General features: G+C 46.4%; 19 protein-coding genes. 2 read left to right on the top strand and 17 right to left on the bottom strand.

Going from position 1 to position 18,627, the window contains the following annotated elements:
- Positions 1-53: 53 nt before the first annotated feature.
- The 6 genes from ACLVWR_RS06720 to gatC form a co-directional block, all read right to left on the bottom strand.
- Positions 54-1,403, bottom strand: coding sequence for a LysM peptidoglycan-binding domain-containing protein (locus ACLVWR_RS06720; protein ID WP_413583080.1), 1,350 nt, complete (start codon positions 1,401-1,403; stop codon positions 54-56).
- Between the two features lie 105 nt (positions 1,404-1,508).
- The gene (locus tag ACLVWR_RS06715) at positions 1,509-1,961 is read right to left on the bottom strand and encodes a DUF192 domain-containing protein (RefSeq protein WP_413583079.1); all 453 of its coding nucleotides are present in this window, start codon (positions 1,959-1,961) and stop codon (positions 1,509-1,511) included.
- Positions 1,918-2,838 carry a Ppx/GppA family phosphatase gene (locus ACLVWR_RS06710; protein WP_413583078.1) on the bottom strand — a complete coding sequence of 307 codons (921 nt, stop codon included), beginning with the start codon at positions 2,836-2,838 and terminating at the stop codon, positions 1,918-1,920. The genes ACLVWR_RS06715 and ACLVWR_RS06710 overlap by 44 nt, the downstream gene beginning before the upstream one ends.
- On the bottom strand, positions 2,838-4,271 hold the full coding sequence (gene gatB / locus ACLVWR_RS06705) for an Asp-tRNA(Asn)/Glu-tRNA(Gln) amidotransferase subunit GatB (protein WP_413583077.1): 1,434 nt from the start codon (positions 4,269-4,271) through the stop codon (positions 2,838-2,840). The genes ACLVWR_RS06710 and gatB overlap by 1 nt, the downstream gene beginning before the upstream one ends.
- Positions 4,261-5,733, bottom strand: a complete 1,473-nt coding sequence (gene gatA, locus ACLVWR_RS06700; RefSeq protein ID WP_413583076.1) for an Asp-tRNA(Asn)/Glu-tRNA(Gln) amidotransferase subunit GatA — start codon at positions 5,731-5,733, stop codon at positions 4,261-4,263. Before gatA ends, gatB begins: the two co-directional genes overlap by 11 nt.
- A gap of 12 nt (positions 5,734-5,745) precedes the next feature.
- Complete coding sequence (gene gatC, locus ACLVWR_RS06695; RefSeq protein ID WP_413583075.1) at positions 5,746-6,027, bottom strand: Asp-tRNA(Asn)/Glu-tRNA(Gln) amidotransferase subunit GatC; 282 nt, start codon at positions 6,025-6,027, stop codon at positions 5,746-5,748.
- A gap of 150 nt (positions 6,028-6,177) precedes the next feature.
- Between gatC and ligA the strand changes: the two genes are divergently transcribed.
- Positions 6,178-8,169 (top strand): NAD-dependent DNA ligase LigA, encoded by a 1,992-nt coding sequence (ligA, locus tag ACLVWR_RS06690; RefSeq protein ID WP_413583074.1) that lies wholly within the window; start codon positions 6,178-6,180, stop codon positions 8,167-8,169.
- 61 nt (positions 8,170-8,230) lie between these two features.
- On the opposite strand, the gene ACLVWR_RS06685 is transcribed toward ligA, so the two are convergent.
- Both ACLVWR_RS06685 and ACLVWR_RS06680 read right to left on the bottom strand, forming a co-directional pair.
- The gene (locus ACLVWR_RS06685) at positions 8,231-8,425 is read right to left on the bottom strand and encodes a histone-like protein (RefSeq protein WP_142698475.1); all 195 of its coding nucleotides are present in this window, start codon (positions 8,423-8,425) and stop codon (positions 8,231-8,233) included.
- Positions 8,426-8,530: 105 nt separating this feature from the next.
- Positions 8,531-9,997, bottom strand: coding sequence for a metallophosphoesterase (locus ACLVWR_RS06680; RefSeq protein ID WP_413583073.1), 1,467 nt, complete (start codon positions 9,995-9,997; stop codon positions 8,531-8,533).
- Between the two features lie 77 nt (positions 9,998-10,074).
- Here ACLVWR_RS06680 and murD point away from each other — a divergent pair, with 77 nt between their 5' ends.
- Positions 10,075-11,331: a UDP-N-acetylmuramoyl-L-alanine--D-glutamate ligase gene (gene murD, locus ACLVWR_RS06675; protein WP_413583072.1), complete on the top strand. Its 1,257-nt coding sequence runs from the start codon at positions 10,075-10,077 to the stop codon at positions 11,329-11,331.
- Here murD and ACLVWR_RS06670 read toward each other — a convergent pair.
- The 9 genes from ACLVWR_RS06670 to ACLVWR_RS06630 all read right to left on the bottom strand — a co-directional run bounded on the left by ACLVWR_RS06670 (position 11,321) and on the right by ACLVWR_RS06630 (position 18,627).
- Complete coding sequence (locus ACLVWR_RS06670; RefSeq protein ID WP_413583071.1) at positions 11,321-13,369, bottom strand: hypothetical protein; 2,049 nt, start codon at positions 13,367-13,369, stop codon at positions 11,321-11,323. The genes murD and ACLVWR_RS06670 overlap by 11 nt on opposite strands.
- A gap of 141 nt (positions 13,370-13,510) precedes the next feature.
- Positions 13,511-13,945 carry a hypothetical protein gene (locus tag ACLVWR_RS06665; RefSeq protein ID WP_413583070.1) on the bottom strand — a complete coding sequence of 145 codons (435 nt, stop codon included), beginning with the start codon at positions 13,943-13,945 and terminating at the stop codon, positions 13,511-13,513.
- A complete protein-coding gene (fsa, locus tag ACLVWR_RS06660) occupies positions 13,945-14,592 on the bottom strand; it encodes a fructose-6-phosphate aldolase (protein ID WP_340598228.1) in 648 nt (215 codons plus the stop codon). Before fsa ends, ACLVWR_RS06665 begins: the two co-directional genes overlap by 1 nt.
- A gap of 55 nt (positions 14,593-14,647) precedes the next feature.
- The gene (locus tag ACLVWR_RS06655) at positions 14,648-15,157 is read right to left on the bottom strand and encodes a hypothetical protein (RefSeq protein ID WP_413583069.1); all 510 of its coding nucleotides are present in this window, start codon (positions 15,155-15,157) and stop codon (positions 14,648-14,650) included.
- A 1-nt stretch (position 15,158) separates the two neighbouring features.
- Positions 15,159-15,842 carry a 4-hydroxy-tetrahydrodipicolinate reductase gene (locus ACLVWR_RS06650; protein WP_413583068.1) on the bottom strand — a complete coding sequence of 228 codons (684 nt, stop codon included), beginning with the start codon at positions 15,840-15,842 and terminating at the stop codon, positions 15,159-15,161.
- Complete coding sequence (gene dapA, locus ACLVWR_RS06645; protein WP_413583067.1) at positions 15,839-16,723, bottom strand: 4-hydroxy-tetrahydrodipicolinate synthase; 885 nt, start codon at positions 16,721-16,723, stop codon at positions 15,839-15,841. The genes ACLVWR_RS06650 and dapA overlap by 4 nt, the downstream gene beginning before the upstream one ends.
- Positions 16,720-17,577 carry a diaminopimelate epimerase gene (gene dapF, locus ACLVWR_RS06640; protein ID WP_413583066.1) on the bottom strand — a complete coding sequence of 286 codons (858 nt, stop codon included), beginning with the start codon at positions 17,575-17,577 and terminating at the stop codon, positions 16,720-16,722. The genes dapA and dapF overlap by 4 nt, the downstream gene beginning before the upstream one ends.
- Positions 17,574-17,789, bottom strand: coding sequence for a hypothetical protein (locus tag ACLVWR_RS06635; RefSeq protein WP_413583065.1), 216 nt, complete (start codon positions 17,787-17,789; stop codon positions 17,574-17,576). Before ACLVWR_RS06635 ends, dapF begins: the two co-directional genes overlap by 4 nt.
- The gene (locus ACLVWR_RS06630) at positions 17,773-18,627 is read right to left on the bottom strand and encodes a hypothetical protein (protein ID WP_413583064.1); all 855 of its coding nucleotides are present in this window, start codon (positions 18,625-18,627) and stop codon (positions 17,773-17,775) included. Before ACLVWR_RS06630 ends, ACLVWR_RS06635 begins: the two co-directional genes overlap by 17 nt.

Raw genomic sequence — 18,627 nt, 5'->3', positions numbered from 1 at the left:
TAAAGCGGGCTCTTTTCTTTTAATCCATTTTCAATTTCTAATCTCAGACTCGACTACGTACCTACGTGAGTGTTGTCCATAGACTGTTGCTCAAGCTCACGCTGTCTGCGTTTCTTTCTCATCACGATCAAGATTGCAAGACCCGCTGCTGCCAAACCAACTACACCCAAAGCCATTGTCGTGTCGTTGTCCATTGCGCCCGTTCCTGCAACTTCGTCTTGCGGCGGCGTTGGAGGATTCATAGCTGGCATTGGTGGCGGAGGTGGAGGTGGCGCCATATCCTGAGCCATTTCTGGCGGTGGAGGTGGAGGAGCCATCTGCGCGTCTGGTACTGGTGGAGCCATCATGTCTTGTGGTGGAGGCGGGATATCAGCAGCTGCCTGTTGTGGAGGAGCTTCTGGCATCGGTGGAGCCTCTGGCATTGCAGGAGCTTCCGGCATTTCTGCTGGAGCAGCTGCCGCTACCTCTTGCTGCTGAGCTGGAGCTGCAGCAACTTGGCCACCTTTCCAGTATTGCAATTGAGTGCCCGCTGGGATTTCTTGTTTGGATTCAACAGAGTTGCTTGCCCAAACTTCTTTCCATGCGCTGTCATAACCCAAAAGATCTTTGGAAACTGCTCTGATGTTGTCGCCTTCTTTAGCTGTGTAAACTTCAGGTTGTACGCCATTGTCTTCGTAGTAAGTGATCAAACGACCAGAGTCGTCAGAACGGTGAGGCGAGTTGTAATAAACTTTATCACCTGGTTTTACACCGCGGGAAGCAAGAGTCGGATTGCCCTTTTTAAGTTCGCCAACTTTTTTGCCATTACCATAGATCATGTTGCTGATGCTCTTAAGAGAATCACCTGGGCGGGCAAAGTAAACTGTGTTGTACCAAGTTTTCCCAACCTGCCAAGGAGCCGTCGCAACTTTTTGCAATGGAGTGGATACTTTCGCAGGAGCTGGTTCAGAAGGTTCGTCAACATATGTAGTTGAAGCCGTATTTGTTGGCTCTGACATTGAAGAAGCAGTATCAGGCATTGTCGGCTCTGGCACTGAAGACGCTGCAGTATCAGTTGGCATATCTGCCGGTGCATCCGGTTGTGGAGCAAATGGATCTGCAGGAAGTTCAGCAATTTGAGGTTCTGCAGGAGCTTCAGCAGGCATATCGCTTGGTGCTGCTGCCATGTCTGGTTGTGTTTCGCCAAGAGCATCTTCTGGAAGTTGGTCGGAAGAAGCAACTGCGCCTTCACCTTCGATTCCAGTATCCAGTGCTTGATCGCCTTCTAGTTTTTCCAAATCAGCAGAATCAAAGTCAGATGTAACTTCTTCTCCTGAAGAGGAATCCTTGCTAAACAGGCTGCAGGCACTAAGGTTAGCAACCAATCCGAAACAAGCGAGTAGTATAACGAGTCTTTTCATCATTTTTCGTCCTTGAGTGATGCTACGAAACATACTGTTTCAATCAATCGTTAATATCAATCTAAAGCCAAGTATAGAATGCTGGCAATTGTTTATCTTTTCACTGGACTATGGGTTGATTTTTAACTTGGCTCCAACCTTGATTTTGTTTTTCTCAAACCAGCCTTTATTCATTTCTAATGCATATTTCGCCGGATTTGAACTCGCGTACGACGGCAAAGCCGTATCTGCTAGACCTTTGCCGGACTTCATTTCCTGTATGTCAATTAACTTGCCGTCCTTATTAAAAAAGCCAATCGACAAATCTATCAACGTATTCTTCATCCAGAAGAAACGAGTTTCCTCATTGGAGAAAACGAAAAGCATTCCTTCATCCGGACCAAGATGTGCTCGACTCATCAGACCTTGAGCCTGTTGCTCAACTGTCGTTGCCACCTCAACGGTAAGAGTCTTGCCGCCGACGACTACTTTCTTCTTCGGAAATGCCACATCAGAAGCATTAGCAACAACAGCAAAGCTAAGCAGGATTGCCAGAACGAAGCATCTCAAGTGCGACGCCATATCTTACTCCTTTGGTGGATACCACAAGACCAGTCATGCCCAGGGCTTTGACCGTATTTAATAAAATCGATGCACCGGCATAAATAATATCGGCGCGACCACCCAGTTGATATTTACTTTTCTTTTCCTCGACAGAAGTTTGGGCAAACGTATCCACCCAGTACTGCAACCGTTCTACGGTTAGAAAATAGTTATCAACTTTCTTTTCATCAAACCCTCCGACTTCAATCGCCACGATCGAAGTCGGGGTTCCTGCAACTGCCAGAATCTGATCCAGTGGGTTTCGCAAGATTTCTGGAAGAACCTTCTGCAACTCACTATATATATAGTCATTGAGATTCTTTTGCTCATTCTGGGGAACGGGTTGTTGAGTGACAAACCTTTCGGTCAGGCGAACTCCGCCCATATCAAGGCTTTGTCCAAAAAGAATTTTTTCGCCATGGCCCACGATGAACTCAGTCGAGCCACCACCAACATCCACGACAAGTTTGGTTGTCGTAGTGTCAATGATTCCGCCCGTTGCACCCTGATAGCTGATTCGTGCCTCATCCTCTCCAGGAATAACCTCAATCGGAATTCCCAATTCCTTCCCGATATCAAATAGCTCCTGGCCGTTACTTGCATCGCGAGCTGCAGAAGTTGCCATTGCCAGAATGCGATCCACACCATGCTTGTCGATTTCTTTTTTAAATTCGCCAAGGCATTTTCGTGCACGCACCAGAGCCTCGGGATGAAGCATACCTGTTTTGTCTACATCCTGTCCCAAGCGGACCACTTCGACCAAGTCTTTGTGAACCTTGGCTATACCATTCGGACCGCCTTCGGCAATCAGGCATAGGAATGTGTTCGTACCCAAATCAAGAGCTGCAACTTTCATTACTTCAACTTCTCCAATAGTATCTTGTTAACGATATCAGGATTTGCCTGACCTTTTGACGCCTTCATCACGGCACCAACAAAGAATCCAAACAGATTTTTCTTTTTACCGGTTCTATGATCATCGACAGCCTGTTGGTTGCCCGCCAAAACTTCATCAACTATTTTTTCAATCGCAGCTGAATCTGTTATCTGCACCAGGCCTTTTTCCTTCACAACAGTTTCCGGATCTTTGGAACTGCTCCACATTTCCTGAAAGACTGTTTTGGCGATTTTTCCGGAAATGGTGCCCGCATCAATCAATGTGATCATCTTACCCAGCTGTTGCGGCTTAATCGGTGATTTTTCAATTGGCATGTTCACGGAATTCAACTCACGCATTAATTCTGACATAATCCAGTTTGATGATGATTTCGGATTTTTACAAACATCCGCCACAGCTTCATAGTAATCAGCAACGGATTTTTCGATCGTTAAAACCTGGGCATCGTATTCCGGAAGTCCGTGCTGCTCCTGAAATCTTTTGGCGCGGGCGATAGGAAGCTCTGGAAGCTCACCTTTGATTTTAGCAATCCAATTATCAGTGACCATCACTGGCAACAGATCCGGATCCGGGAAATAGCGATAGTCCTGGGCATCTTCCTTGGAGCGCATGGCAAAGGTGCGATTTTTATCAGGATCCCACAGTCTGGTTTCCTGAAGGATTTTTCCACCACGCTCAAGTTCATCGATTTGTCGTTCGATTTCATACTCGATGGCTTTTTCCACGAAACGGAAAGAGTTTACATTCTTGATTTCGACCTTGGTGCCAAACGCTGGGGCTCCGATTTTGCGAACGGAGACATTGCAGTCACAACGCATGGAACCCTCTTCAAGATTCCCGTCACATACATCAAGATAGCGAACTATCTGACGGATCGTACGGCCATATTCCGCAGCTTCAGCCGGTGAGCGCAGGTCAGGCCCGGTGACAACTTCCAGTAATGGTATGCCAGCACGATTTAGATTGATTAGCGTGTGCGCCCCACTGTGGTTCGACTTCCCGGCATCCTCTTCAAGATGGGCTCTGGCGATATTCACAGTTTTTTCCACACCGTTCACTTTGAAAGTGACTGATCCGTTTTCACAGATGGGCTGGTCATACTGAGAAATTTGATATCCCTTCGGCATGTCAGGGTAAAAATAGTTCTTTCGCGCAAAAACTGACTTCTTGCGAATCGTGCATCCCAACGCCAGCCCGGTTTTGATCCCGAACTCAACGGCGCGTTTATTTACCACCGGCAAAGTGCCTGGCATACCGGCGCTGACCGGAGAAACATTTTCATTGTCACCGGCATCAAAATTGGTGGCGTCCGCACAGAACATCTTACTGTCTGTTTTCAACTGAACATGTATTTCAATCCCGATGACGGGCTCATAGCCTCTATATGACATGGGGTTTGCTTCCTTTGACTGGCGAAACGGATTCCAATGCAAATCCAACATTTAGCATGTGTTGCTCATCAAAGTGATTTGCCGTCACTTGCACTCCGATGGGAAGGCCTTGGGATGACAACCCAAATGGCACGCTCATCCCCGGCAGTCCCGCAAGATTTGTGGAAGTCGTGAAGATATCATTCAAATACATTGTTAAAGGATCCGAAATCAGTTCGCCCACCTTAAACGCCGGCGATGCCGTGACCGGACTCAGAATCACGTCGCAGCTCTTGAACGCGGCAAGATATTGCTCAGTGAGCATACGGCGAACCTGCCCAGCCTTATTATAGTAGGCATCATAGTAGCCACTTGAAAGGCAATACGTTCCCAGCATAATTCTGCGCTTTACTTCCGAGCCAAATCCTTCACCACGAGTTTTTCCGTAAAAGTTCTCCAGCTCAACACCCGACAGACTTGGAAAATCAGCACGGTAGCCGTAACGAATACCATCATAGCGAGCCAGATTCGATGATGCTTCGCTGGTCGCAATCAAATAGTAAATCGGAACTGCAAATTCGGACATACTGACAGAAACTTCAACAACCTCGGCACCCATTTTTTTAAGTGCTTCCAGCGCTCCGTTAAAGGTCTTTTCCGTATCTGCATCAACGCCGCTATTCAGATACTCTTTAATGACACCGACTTTCAGACCCTTCATATCAGCAGAGAGATTCTTGCTCCAGGCAGGAACAACCTTCTGCGAAGAGGTTGAGTCCATCGGATCATGACCGGAAATCACCTCAAGAGTTAAGGCTGCATCTTTCACACTGCTAACCATGGGGCCTGCTTGATCCAATGACGAGGCAAATGCGATAATTCCGTAACGACTGATTCTTCCATATGTGGGCTTAACTCCCACAACTCCGCAAAAGCTTGCAGGCTGGCGAATCGATCCGCCTGTATCGGTTCCAATTGCGCCAGCGACCAAACGCGCTGACTGAGCTGCTGCGGAACCACCCGAAGATCCCCCGGGAACCCGAGTCACATCCCAAGGATTTTTAACCGCACCGTAATAGGAGGTTTCATTGGACGATCCCATTGCGAACTCATCCTGATTTAATTTTCCCATAACGGTTACGCCGGATTTCTTTAGTCGCGCCACAACCGTGGCATCGTAGGGCGGAACAAAGTTGCTAAGAATCTTGGAGCAAGCGGTGGTCTTCAGATTCTTTGTACAAAGCATTTCCTTAATTCCAAATGGAACACCCGCCAACGGCCCCACGTCCTCACCCTTGGCAATGCGGACATCAGTGGCCGCGGCATCCTTCAGGGCTTCTTCATTCACAGTGGTAAAGGCATTTAGGGTCGGGTTCAGAGTTGTGATTCTGGTTTGAAAGTGCTTTGCCACTTCCTGAGCGCTGACCTTCTTCAATTTTACGGCTTCAGATATTTCACTGAATGAGGCAAATGTTAAATCCACGAAAATTATCTCCTAAACCACTGGTGGAACTTTGAATAGGTTGCCAGCATGTTCAGGTGCATTGGCAATTATGTCTTCAGCCTTGTAGTTTTGCACAACTTCATCTTCGCGCCAGTAGGCTTCGATATCAGTTGGTGTGATCATTGGTTCCACACCTGTTGTATTGATATTTTCAATTTTTTTGAAATTAAGCAGGATTTTTTCCATCTGCTGACTGAACTCAGTCGCTTCATTCTCGGTGATTTCCAGACGCGCCAGCTTGGCAATATGTTCGATGGATTTTTTATCGATCACAACAGTCTCCTTTGGGAGCAATTCCAGAATGAAGAATAAAACATTCCGTGACTGTCAGTCACCAAGCGAATCCCGGGCTGGACCTTGGAGCGCCGCAGGAGGCGCGCAATTGCGTGATTCAAATAACTTGCTCGTGATAGAGTCCGCCGTATGTCAAAGAAACGCCACGAAGAGCTTAAGAAAATCATCACTGAACACGACTACAACTACTATGTCATGGATCGCCCATCGATCACTGACTACGAGTATGATCAAATCTTTGACGAGCTACTAAACCTTGAAAAGGCTACCAAGGGTTTGGACCTTTCTGATTCTCCCAGCCAACGAGTGGGCGGCAAGGTGCTGGAGAGCTTCGCCAAAGCGCCACACAGAATGCCAATGCTATCTTTGGCAAATAGCTATTCTCCGGAAGATATCTTTGATTTCGACGAACGCGTTAAAAAGTTTTTGAGCTCTGACAAAGATGTCGAATACTTCTGCGAGCTTAAATTCGATGGACTGTCCATGGAGATCATCTATGAAAGTGGACAATTGGTTCGCGCCCTAACCCGCGGTGACGGCGCCGTCGGAGAAGATGTTACCGAGAATATCAAGACGATTAAAAGCATCCCCTTGAAAATTAAGAACGCACCGGAAATTCTTGAAGTTCGCGGTGAAGTTCTGATCTTTAAAAAAGATTTCGCTGAACTTAATGATACTCAACAAGAGAACGGGCAACCCACTTTCGCAAATCCCAGAAATGCTGCTGCCGGATCCATGCGCCAACTGGATTCCAAGATAGCTGCCTCCCGACCTCTAAAGTTTTTTGGATATGCATTGGGCTTGGTTGAGGGAAGGACCTTCGACACTCAGGAAAATATTCAAAACTATTTTGCTGATCACGGAATCCCCACGGCTATTAAGGCCAATCCTGACTTGGTTCGCGTTTGTCGCGGACCCCAGGAAGTCGTTGAGTATTATCATCACATTGAAAAAGTACGTTCGTCCTTACCCTTTGATATCGATGGCGTCGTCATTAAAGTAAACTCAATCAGACAACAAGATGACTTGGGAATGGTTGCCAGAAGCCCGCGCTGGGCCACGGCTGCAAAGTTCAAACCTGAACAAGCGACAACGGTAATCGAAAACATCGCCATTCAAGTTGGCAGAACAGGCGCACTGACTCCTGTTGCGATCATGACACCTGTTAAAGTGGGTGGCGTGACAGTCACCAACTCCACTTTGCATAATCAAGACGAAATCGATCGCAAGGATGTTCGGGTGGGTGATACAGTAGTCATTCAACGTGCTGGCGACGTGATTCCAGAAGTGGTTGCCGTTGTTCTTGAGAAACGTCCAAAAGACAGCAAGCCATTCTTAATTCCTGCAAACTGCCCGGCATGCGGATCTCCCGCACACAAAGCTGAAGGCGAAGTCGTCACGCGCTGTACGAATCCACTTTGTATCGCGATGGTAAAAGAATCACTTAAGCATTTTGTCGGCAGACGCGCCATGAACCTGGATAAAATTGGTGACCGTTTAATTGAAACCTTGGTCGACAATAAGATGCTGACAGCGTTCTCTGACTTTTATCGACTAAAAAAAGAGGACATTCTTTCTCTTGATCGACAAGGTGACAAATCCGCCGAGAATATTATCAACAGCATTGAGAACAGCAAGAAGCCTGCGCTGGCGCGTTTTATATTTGCACTTGGTATACGCTTCGTGGGCGAACAGACTGCAAAATTGCTGGCAGATCATTTTGTAAACATTGAAAACTTCCTGAAGGCCTCCGAGGAAGAGCTACTGCAAGTTCCCGAGATCGGTCCAAAGGTTGCGACATCAATACGCGAATGGACTTCCAACAAAAAACTGGTGAATGAAGTTCATGAGATGTTGAAGCTCGGCGTGGATATTTCCAATCCTGTGCGATCAACCGAGGGAGCTTTGTCAGGAATGAGTTTCCTGATCACGGGCACTTTGCCAGTGAAGCGTGACGATGCTAAAGATGTAATCGAAAAGAATGGTGGAAAGATTCTTAGCTCAGTCTCATCAAAACTTAGTTATCTTGTCGTCGGTGATGATCCGGGATCGAAAGTGGATAAAGCGCAAAGTCTGGGTGTAAAGATCATCTCTTGGGAAGATTTGCAAAAGATGCTCTAGTAAAAACAAAAAACCCACAGTCTTCACCGTGGGTTTTTTGTTTTCATCTTTAATTTAAAAATTAAAGGTGATCGATAACGATATCGCGAGCCATAACTGTTTTACGGCCATCTGCTTTTGCAGATTCAACGCCTTTTAGGCAAAGTTGCTCGATAGCTTTGCTGAGAACGTCGATAGTTTCAGCAGAAGTGTTCATGCCGCCTTTTTCTTTGATAAGTTTTTTTACTTTGCTAGTTACAACAAGTACTTCTGCCATGTTAACTCTCCATCCTTAGTTGAAAATTGAACAGTAAAAGGTTTGCATATGGGACCTATAATTGACAATGGGAAATCCGTTTTTGCGGCGCAACATCCCATGCCGTTATGCGCCCCGGTTTGAACCCATCATTACTTCTGATCCGCCATCGACGAATTTGCATAGCTCGGCTTGTCTGCCGCTATGTTCTCCAGGCGATATCCACACAAATGTTTTTTGATCCAAAGGCTTCGTACACTCAACATCCAAGAAAGCCGGGGACCAGCATCCACTGTTCAGATGTTCCACCGAACCGATAATCTCGTGTCTGACATGGTGAGTATGACCGTAAACGATCCGTTTTACCTTAGTAATTGCACTCGCCATCGCAAGCACACGATCATCAGGCTCCTTGTAGCTGGATACCAAAGAAGTTACAGATTTGCTGTAAAACAAAAAGAACGGCAAAAGTACAAATAAGGGAATAAACGCCCAAAAAATCGAAATTTCATAAACAGACCGAATAAAGGTCATCAACTGAAAGATCAAAAAGAACGCAATAAACACAATAAAGGCGCGATCTAGCCACAGTTCTCGTGCCAACAACATTGGTTCACTGGCCGCAGGAGCAACAAAGAGTTCCTTAAGTTCACGCACCATACGGGGTTCTGCATTTGCCTTCTCGGCAATAACTTCGATGCGATCCTCAATCCTTAGGGGATTTCGAATTGGCGCCGACAAACGGTCAAAGAACGAATGGACCAGAGTTGCTACAGATCCCCAGAACCAAGTCCACACCAAGCCTGGTTGGGCTTTCCAAATATACTTGAAGAAGAACAAGATGTATTCCTTCAACGTCATAATGTAGTTGGTATCAACATGGGGATTGAAGAAACCCATTCCATTTGAAATGTACCGACATGCAAGATTTCCGAATGGAAGTTTTAGTGCCACGTAATTATAGCCGCGCACAAATGGGTTCACGGGATCTTCACACATACAATACGGGTCGTATTGATTGCCATGCTCGATCAAAGTGTCCTGATTGCTGATATAGAACCACTCAACAAAGCGAACTTCTTCGCGCTTATCCTCTGGCAAGTTCAGATGGCGCATGATCTCGTCCTGAACCTCCATGAAGTGGAGCTCAAGATCGTGATTGCCAATAACAAACACCGCACGATTCCCACGCAGGATGAACTCTCGCAAAGATCTGACGAACGCCATGTGATCCTGCAAAATCACTTCAATTTTGTGGCGGGATCTTTCCGATCGCGGTTGAAGACCACGATGTTTTTCAATCCAGCTGACATGAAACACCGGTTGATCAGGCAAATTCAGTACGCTGTCAAAATCGAAGATGTCACCGTTAAGAATCAGCTCAACAGGGTTTCCCTGAGCTCTTCCTTCGATGTGCTTTAAGAATGTTTCAAAAACATCATCATAAAAGAACTGGCGAGTCTTAAATTTTTTCCATAATGGAAAGCGCAAGTTAACCGGCTCGGCCTCTGTAAGATGCAGATCGCTAATGATTGCAGTATATTGCGCCGATTTAAAATCAGCCTTTGGATGTGCAAAAAAAGAAGTGGGCAAACCTGCCTCCTGATAATACTATCTGCCAGATGAGCCAATATATCAAGAACCTGAAAGCACCAATTGCAGTAGTCGGTATGGGAAAGAGCGGAGACGCAGCAAAGCGACTTCTCATTGCCAGTGGAATTCGACCTACTGACATCCTGACCTTCGATGGAAAATTGGATTCAGCAGACTTTAAGGATGCTAATAAACTCATGTCTGAAGGGAAGCCTGAAACTCTCGTGGTTTCCCCTGGTGTTCCCCTGTCCTCGACTTGGATCAAAAACGCACAACTTCAAGGCGTCACAGTTACCAGCGAAATTTCCCTGGCCTGCTCCTGCTTAAACACCGAAAAATTGATTGGTGTTACAGGCTCCGTCGGCAAAAGCACTACGGTTTCCTTGTTACAGGCAGGGCTGGAAGCTTTCTCAAAAACAGGTTTTGTGGGCGGCAACCTGGGGACCCCGTTTTCAACTTATGCGGCAGACGTCGTTGAAAAAAAGCGTCCCGCTGCTGACTGGGTTGTGCTTGAACTTTCCAGCTATCAATTGGAAAACTGTGCCGGTTTGGAATTGGATTATTCTGCAATTACCTATTTTACTTCAAATCACCTTGAACGTTACGACAGCATCGAACACTACTACCAGACAAAATGGAATATTTTGGGAATCACCAAAAAAGCGATGCTGCTGAACTCCGAGGGTGGAGATTTGATTGAGTACTCCAAAGGAAAAGCATCGACACCGCTGCTTAAGATAATTTCAAAGCATGACCAAAACCTGCAATCATTCCAATTGCAAAAAGCTCAACTTATCGGGCAACACAATCAGGACAACCTTGCGCTGGCCACAGCATTGTGCAAAGAAGCCGGGTGGCCGGCATCTGCCATTGAAGGAATGAAAGAATTCAAGGGCCTAAGTCACCGCCTTGAAAATCTGGGATTCATCAAGGGAGTTCGCTTCATCAACGACAGCAAAGCCACCGCCATGGACAGTGTGATCATCGCTGCCACAGCAGCCGTCGACACTCTTACCGACGGCGGGTCGTTGTTTCTGCTGCTGGGTGGTCGCGATAAAAACCTGCCGTGGGAGCAACTGTCAGTGCTTTCAAAAATGAATCGCACTGAGTTTGTATTCTTTGGAGAGTGTCGCGAGATCGCCCAAAAGAAATCAGGATTGCCTGGTCAAAGCCACGCAAAACTAGATGAAGCGATTGAGTATATTCTATCGAAGGTTAAACCTACGGATACAGTTCTGCTTAGCCCGGGCGGTACAAGCTGGGATGAGTTTAAGTCTTTTGAAGACCGTGGGGATTTCTTTAAAAGAAAAGTAACGGAGTTTTCTACTCTCTGAAATTCAGAACTGCCAAAGAGTTCGCATCAACCGGCACCACGCGGGAGTAAACCTTTTGCGTGCGAGCTCCGGTAACTACCACTTCATGGGTGTCTTCTGGCGCGTTGTAAATAACGAAACCACCACCGGCAACACCTTTTCGATTTTGCAGAATACGGCCCTGCATATCAAAGTACACGATATCCTGTGGATTGAAGTTGTCATATCCCGCAAGAAATACTTCGAAATCCTCATCAGGGACAAATCCAACGATCAAACCAGATGACGGGGTATCACTGATTTTCAGGTGATTCTTAATCGAGCGCAACCAATCCCAGCGCACCAGGGGAATGTGCACGAATTCATCGTTGTCGTTATATAAGTATCTGGCCGGAATATGGTCGGCACCTTCTGGGTGAACTCTCATCAATCCAAGACGATTTACGTTGGGCAGACTGACCGTTGCCACACCCGTCGGCACATTCACTTCATCAGGAATGGATTGCATGGTGATGGTTGCCGGCATCGGCTCACCATTAAATGCATCAAACACACGCATCGGCACCGATTCCATTTTCATTGTCGCTTCGAGATCGCCTTGCGCAATGGCACCTTCTTCAGAAACAACGTTCACATAACCAAAGATGGAGTCTGAACGCGTAGCCAAAAGGGAGTGAAATCCGAAAGGAACCTGAACGAAAGCATAAAGACCGTTTTCACTGGTCTTGGTCAACTTAGGATCAGGAATCATGAATTGATTAAAGTAGACCGGCTTCAGATCAGGAGCTGTCTCTACCACGACATCAATACCTGCCACAGGTTTACCATCCAGGGTAACCTTGCCCCAGATTAAACTTGGCGCGCCTTCGTATGATTCCTGACGTTGAGAAGCCATAATTTCCAACAATGCAGAAACCATCGCCTCTGGATAGAGCGTCGATCGAGTCTCCTTACCGGATACGATAATGTTGGTGGTTTCTAAATGCTTTGGAGCGGCGGCCCTCATCACCGTGGAAGAACCCTTGGTGACATTTTCCATCGAGGCGATGCCTTCACGATTGACCTTTACATCGCTGACGCCTTTTACAAAGGTCACACGAGTTTGTCCTGGAGCTGCATCCTTGGCAGTGGAGTTGTAGGCACTCAACACCGCAACAGAGTAATCCGGATGTGGTTCAATTTTGATTTTGGGTCCACTAAGATAGTTTTGTGAGCCGGGAACCAAGCGATTCAATCTGAAACTGCCTTCACCCATTGTTTTGCCATCTTTACTCACAAGTCTGGCAACCACAGTCCCTGAAGTTTGCTCCACATCAATATTGTAAGTGCCTTTTTGCAAATCAACGCGGCCCAACTCTTTAAGAACACCCTCATCATTGCGTCTTACTTCAATGTGATGTTCATTCGTTACTGCCAAGCCACCTGTGATTTCGATCGGACCTACGATACGACGAACACCATCAGCTGCTTCAGATGCACCAGAGTTGCCACCGACAAAAGAGTGACCAGTTTCCGGGTTCTCTGATGCAGGCACTCGGCTGACTCTTGGTTGATCCACCTTCTGACCTTGAGATCCCGTCACAACCACAGTCGGATTGTTCGTGCGGCTGGACTGAATAATTTGTCCTTGGGAATTAACTGCACCGGATTTTTCCAGGGCATTCATTGCCATCTCACCAAACGATGGTTCTGACCAATTTTGATTTAAGACATCATTACGAATCTGCGCGGCCTGCAGACGATTTTTTTGCGCGTTGGAAAGCTCGGTCATCCAAGCGTCGTTTGCACCGACCTCAGCACCCACCGGCATCGCCTCATAAGTCGATGTCGGCAATGACTGAACTTGCTTTTGAATGGTCATCTCAGCGAGGACCACTCTTTGTGCGAATAGCGCCGGGGACTTTTTTTCGACCCCCAATGCCACTGGCATCATAGCTTCGAATCGCTGCCACTCACTGAAGTTTGAATTTGCTCGGATAGATTCTTCGAATGCGATATGAGGAGGAGAGCTTTTCTGTGCACGAATCGTGAGGCCTTCGTAAATAGGAATGTACTTCAAGCCACCTATCTGGCTTGACCATGCAAAGCATCCCGCTAGCACAGCAAACGGTAGAAACCGTTTAAGTTGCTTTCCTTGCAACGTACTTCTCCTTGGCTGAATAGTCGTCGTGACTATTCTTTGATCCTATTTAAATCCTATTTAGAAGCTACGGAAGTCGTCAATGATGTTGCGAGAGTCACGACTTTGGTTAAGAGCCTTTTTCACCTTGTCCGCCAGCACAGCGGCTTTCTGGTCGTCGTGGTCCACCAGATCCCAGCCGCCATCCTGATCCCTAGCCTCGACCAGGACGTCCACGGAAATGTCATATGGACGGCGATCACCCAGGACGATCAAGTGGCTGTAGTAGCGCTCTTTTGCCATATCCATGTTTTGAATCGGATTACCTCGACGATCGTAGTACCTTGAAAACAACTCGCGGCCATTTTCACTGATACTGCGAACTTCACCGATAACCGACACGATCACCTTACGAGTTTCACTGACGTTTAATGGCGTTTCACGCAAAACAACGCCTGTTGTTTGGCAGCCAATAACGAATAGAGGAAGTAATAAGGTGATCAGCAGGGATTTCATTATTTCTTTTGAACCTTGTTCCAGTCATCCATGAACAGTTTAATACCTTTGTCTGTAAGTGGATGATGAGTCATTTGTTGCATTACTTTGTATGGAATTGTCGCGATATCAGCGCCCATTTCAGCTGCGAACTGCAAGTGCATTGGACTGCGCACGCTTGCAACCAGGACTTCAGTCGCGAAGTCGTAGTTTTGGTAAATCTGGATAACCTGATTAACCATGGCCATGCCATCAGTGCCAATGTCGTCCAAGCGACCCACGAATGGAGAAACCATCGAAGCGCCGGCTTTGGCGGCTAACAAAGCTTGAAGTGGAGAGAACACCAACGTGACGTTTGTCTTGATGCCTTCCGCAGTGAATTTTTTAACTGCGATCATACCGTCTTCAGTCATTGGAACTTTAACCACAACATTGTCAGCAAGTTTTGCCAACTCGCGACCTTCACGAACCATTTCTTCGTGTTGCAAACCGATAACTTCTGCAGAAACAGGTCCAGAGATTTCTTTGCAGATTTCTTTGATCACAGTATGAAAATCACGACCGGATTTTGCGATCAAAGATGGGTTAGTAGTTACGCCGTCAACCCAACCGCGCAGGTTGGCTTGCTTAATCTCTTCAATATCCGCTGTATCAATGAAAAACTTCATGGAATCTCCAATTTAAGGTCAAATAAGAACCCTTAAATTTGTACGTCGCTGAGACCTAAAAATCAATAAGGCTTTTGCCCTGCTTATAGAACTCTGCATCCCTTACGGTTCTTGCTGTCTTTGAAATTTCACTAAGGGTTTTTTGATAAATTGGGTGCTCATATTGACCCCAGGCCTCTGCTGCACAGCGGATAATCAATGGATCCGTATGCAGTTGAGGGTAGGGCAGTGTCAGCCTTGGTGACATAAGTATCGTCTCGTCATAGGCCAAAAGAATCATTTCAACTTGGCTTCTTTGTACCAAACCTGACGAGCCCTCATCACACAACGACAGCACCAGATGCAGATGCTGCTCCACACTCATTGCAGTTTCAAAACGAATGACAAATTCGATTCGTGCACTGAGGTCGTTATGGGCATCACTGGTATATCTTTTGTAGATCGAAGAAATTCCAATAATTTCTCCGCATTCCGATATCTTTCCCAGAAGCTCGCGGGATTTTTCTTCTCCGCCCATTAAATCCAGGGAGATCGAAATCAAAGAATTATGAAGGGCGCCTGACATACTACTTACCAAACAACACGTCGCGAATCTGGTAAAGGCCCGGTTTCTTTTGCTTAGCCAACCATAAGGCGGCGGTTACTGCACCTTTGGCAAAAACGGTTCTGTTCAACGCCGAATGTTCAAAAGTAATCACTTCCTCATCACTCATGGCGTGAACTTTATGAATTCCGAAAATCCCACCGCCACGAATAGCCAATGGTTCCGGACATTTTTTGCCAACAGCTTTTTCCAGATTTTCCTGCAATGTAATCGCAGTTCCGGATGGTTTGTCTTTTTTGCGAATGTGGTGAAATTCCTCAATTTGAAAATCAAAGTTGGAAACCGAAGAGAACATTTTCAAAGCTTCATTAAGTACAGCAACGCCCATGCTCATGTTTGAGGCCCAAAGAACAGGAATGTTCTTGCTGGCTTTTACAAGTTGATTCTTTTCCTTAGTGGTAAATCCCGTCGTACCACAAACCACCGGTTTTTTGTGGCGCTCAGCAATTTTCAAAACATCAGAAAGAGCTTCCGGCGACGAAAAATCAATCCACACATCAACTTTGGATGCATGATCATGGTCCACTTTTTTATCGCGTCCCAGAGTGTATACAACATCACAGGAACCATTATTGTTAATGACCTCTGCAATCTCGCGACCCATGCGCCCATTTGCACCGACAAGTCCGATCTTGATTTTCTTCACGCCAAAACTCCCATTTTCTTCATTTCCATCTTTAATTTCTCGGTATGTTCGGGAGCCAGCTCCATCAGCGGCAAACGCATTTCAGCCGAATCAATCAAACCCATCAACTGAACTGCTTTTTTCACTGGGATTGGGTTTGCTTCCACAAACAACAGATCAATCAGCGGAAGGAACCTCTTGATGTCCTCTTGGGCTTTTTCAACCTGTCCATCCTGAACCCACTTCTTCCACTGCACCATCTGCTTCGGAATCACGTGTGTCGCCACCGAAATCACGCCGTGTCCACCGCACTTCAAAAAGTCCACGTAAGTCCCGTCATCACCGGACAACATAACGAAGTCTTTGCCGCAGGATTTTATAATCTGCTCAGCAATATCCATCTTACCGGAAGCTTCCTTAATTCCAATGACTCCGGAAACTTTCGCCAAATCATTCACTGTTTCTGGTGCCAAAGAGGTGATAGTACGCCCCGGAACATTGTAAAGAACTGTTGGTATCTTTACGGCTTCTGCAACAGCTTTAAAGTGCGCATACAAACCACGCTGAGGTGGTTTATTGTAATAGGGGACCACAACCAGAATGGCGTCAGCGCCCAGGGCCTCAGCCTTCTTGGAATCTTCAATTGTTTTCGCTGTGTCGTTTGAGCCGGTTCCCATAATCAATGGAACAGAAGTCCCCACAAGCTTTCTAACATGTTTGAAAAGCTCCTGCTTTTCAGAATCATTAAGAGTCGGGCTTTCCGCAGTAGTTCCATTGATAACAAAACCATCAACGCCATTTTGAAGTTGATGAGTCACCATTTTATCCAGGGATAGGTAGTCGATTTTTCCATTCTTAAATGGAGTTAACAGGGCCGTGAATGTTCCTTTAAAATTTTTCATTTAACCGCCTCCGAGCTGTATTGAAAGTCACCTACGAATACTGCATCACCCACCAAAAGTGGTTTTGCATCATTTGCAAAGAAGTGGACTTCCATCACTCCTCCGGGCATCTGTACTTCAATTTCATTTAAACTGTTTTCCAGCGAGCTGACAAAAGCTGCTGCGACTGCGCCTGTGCCACAAGCTAGCGTGTAGTCTTCAACTCCGCGCTCAAAGGTGACGGCTTTGATTTTGCCGGGCACATCCTCCGCGAAGAAAGTAACGTTGGCTCCCGCGGGCTTAAGATCCTCGTGATTGCGCATTTCTCTGGCTAGATCCTTTAAATTTACTGAATCCACAAACTCATGAATCTTTTGAACCAAATGGGGCACACCCGTGTTAACCAGAACAAACTTTTCCTTAGAGCTGGATTTTGTTTCCAGTTCGATGGGATTCTGAATCACGCGGGCTTCTGGCATCTTTACGCGAATTTTTCCATTACCCAGAATTTGGGCTGAAACCAATCCCGCTCCGGTTTTAAAGCGAATGTTTGATATTTCTTTTTCATCCAGTTGTTCATAGCAGTATCTAGCGGCGCAACGGGCAGCATTCCCACACATTTCCGCAGTCGATCCATCTGAGTTATAAAAATCCCAATTGAAATCATATCCTTCGGAAGGGTCCTCGATAATTATGAATCCGTCAGTAGCCAATCCCAAAACTCGATCACAAACCAATTGCGCTATTTCTGCACGGGACTTCCCAAGCTCACTTTCGATCTTCTTCCAGTCAGTACGACCGCGTCCATCAATAAAGGCAAAGGTGTTTCCCGCCCCGGACATTTTCGTGATTCTAACTGGCAAGAGTGGATTCACAGAGCATCTCCGATACTATCCGCCTCGTCCTCATTGGTTTCTATAACCGGGCGAGTTTTACGTTTTTCTTTACGAGTGGTTTCAGAGTAAGTCGGTTCTCCACGACCCAGTGGTGGTGGAGTCAGCGGAGGAAGGGGTGCCCCTTTTACTCCGCAACCTGCAACAAATGCACAGGCGATGACTAGCATTAAGGATTTATTCAGTGGTTCCATTCATCCCCTTGATTTCGCCTTCAACCTCTGTGGTTCGGCGACAAAGCATGGGATCTATCATATACTGTCTATACTGGCTCGCTGAAATGTTTTTGCAGGCCATCACATATTTCTGAGCCTCTTCGACATTGCTCTTTTTCAATACTTGAGACGTCTTCCAGGTCCAATAATGTGCTTCAGGATACTTTGGATCAAGTTTCACCAGATTCTGCGCAAGCTCATTCGCTTTCGCGGCGTTTTTCAGCTTCAGTTGATGCTCAACCGAAAGAATCATCCAAAATTTTTGATATGGGGACTTCTTAGGGTCCAAGGCTTCCGGGTTTTTGGCAAAGTCGATCCATTGACCCGAACATGCCTGACTTTGAGCGTTGGCAAGTCTTAGCTCATCATCAAAAGAAATCACTTTTAACGGTTTGGCCAAAACTTCCATTGCGTTAGAGCAGTCGTTTTTAGCCACATGCAATCTAGCCAGTTCCGTCAGAACAGTCTGATTGTCGGGCTCAATTCTTTGAGCCTCATTCAATTTTGCCAGAGCCTGATTTAGATCAGTTTTCTTCAAAGAGATTGAAGTTTCATAAAGCTGCTGAGCCTTATCGCTGAAGAAAACATGGGCCACGTCCAAGGCAGCCTTTTTTAATTCCGTCTGCGCAGCGGGACGGGTTTCACGCGCAATTGCTGCAGTAAGGATGTTCAACGCCTGTTGGCGATCCTTCTGTAAACTCAAGTTGTAGGCTTTTTCGATAATATCTTTGTAGGTCTCAGCTTTGGACTGAGAAAATGCGGGGCTTGAGAATAAAAAAGCCGCTCCAAGAGCGGCTTTTAAGAAGTTCGACTTCAT

Source organism: Bdellovibrio sp. HCB288 (assembly GCF_047305935.1).
Classification (GTDB): domain Bacteria; phylum Bdellovibrionota; class Bdellovibrionia; order Bdellovibrionales; family Bdellovibrionaceae; genus Bdellovibrio.
The sequence above is the reverse complement of the archived record's forward strand: the minus strand, read 5'-3'. Positions and strand labels throughout refer to the sequence as shown.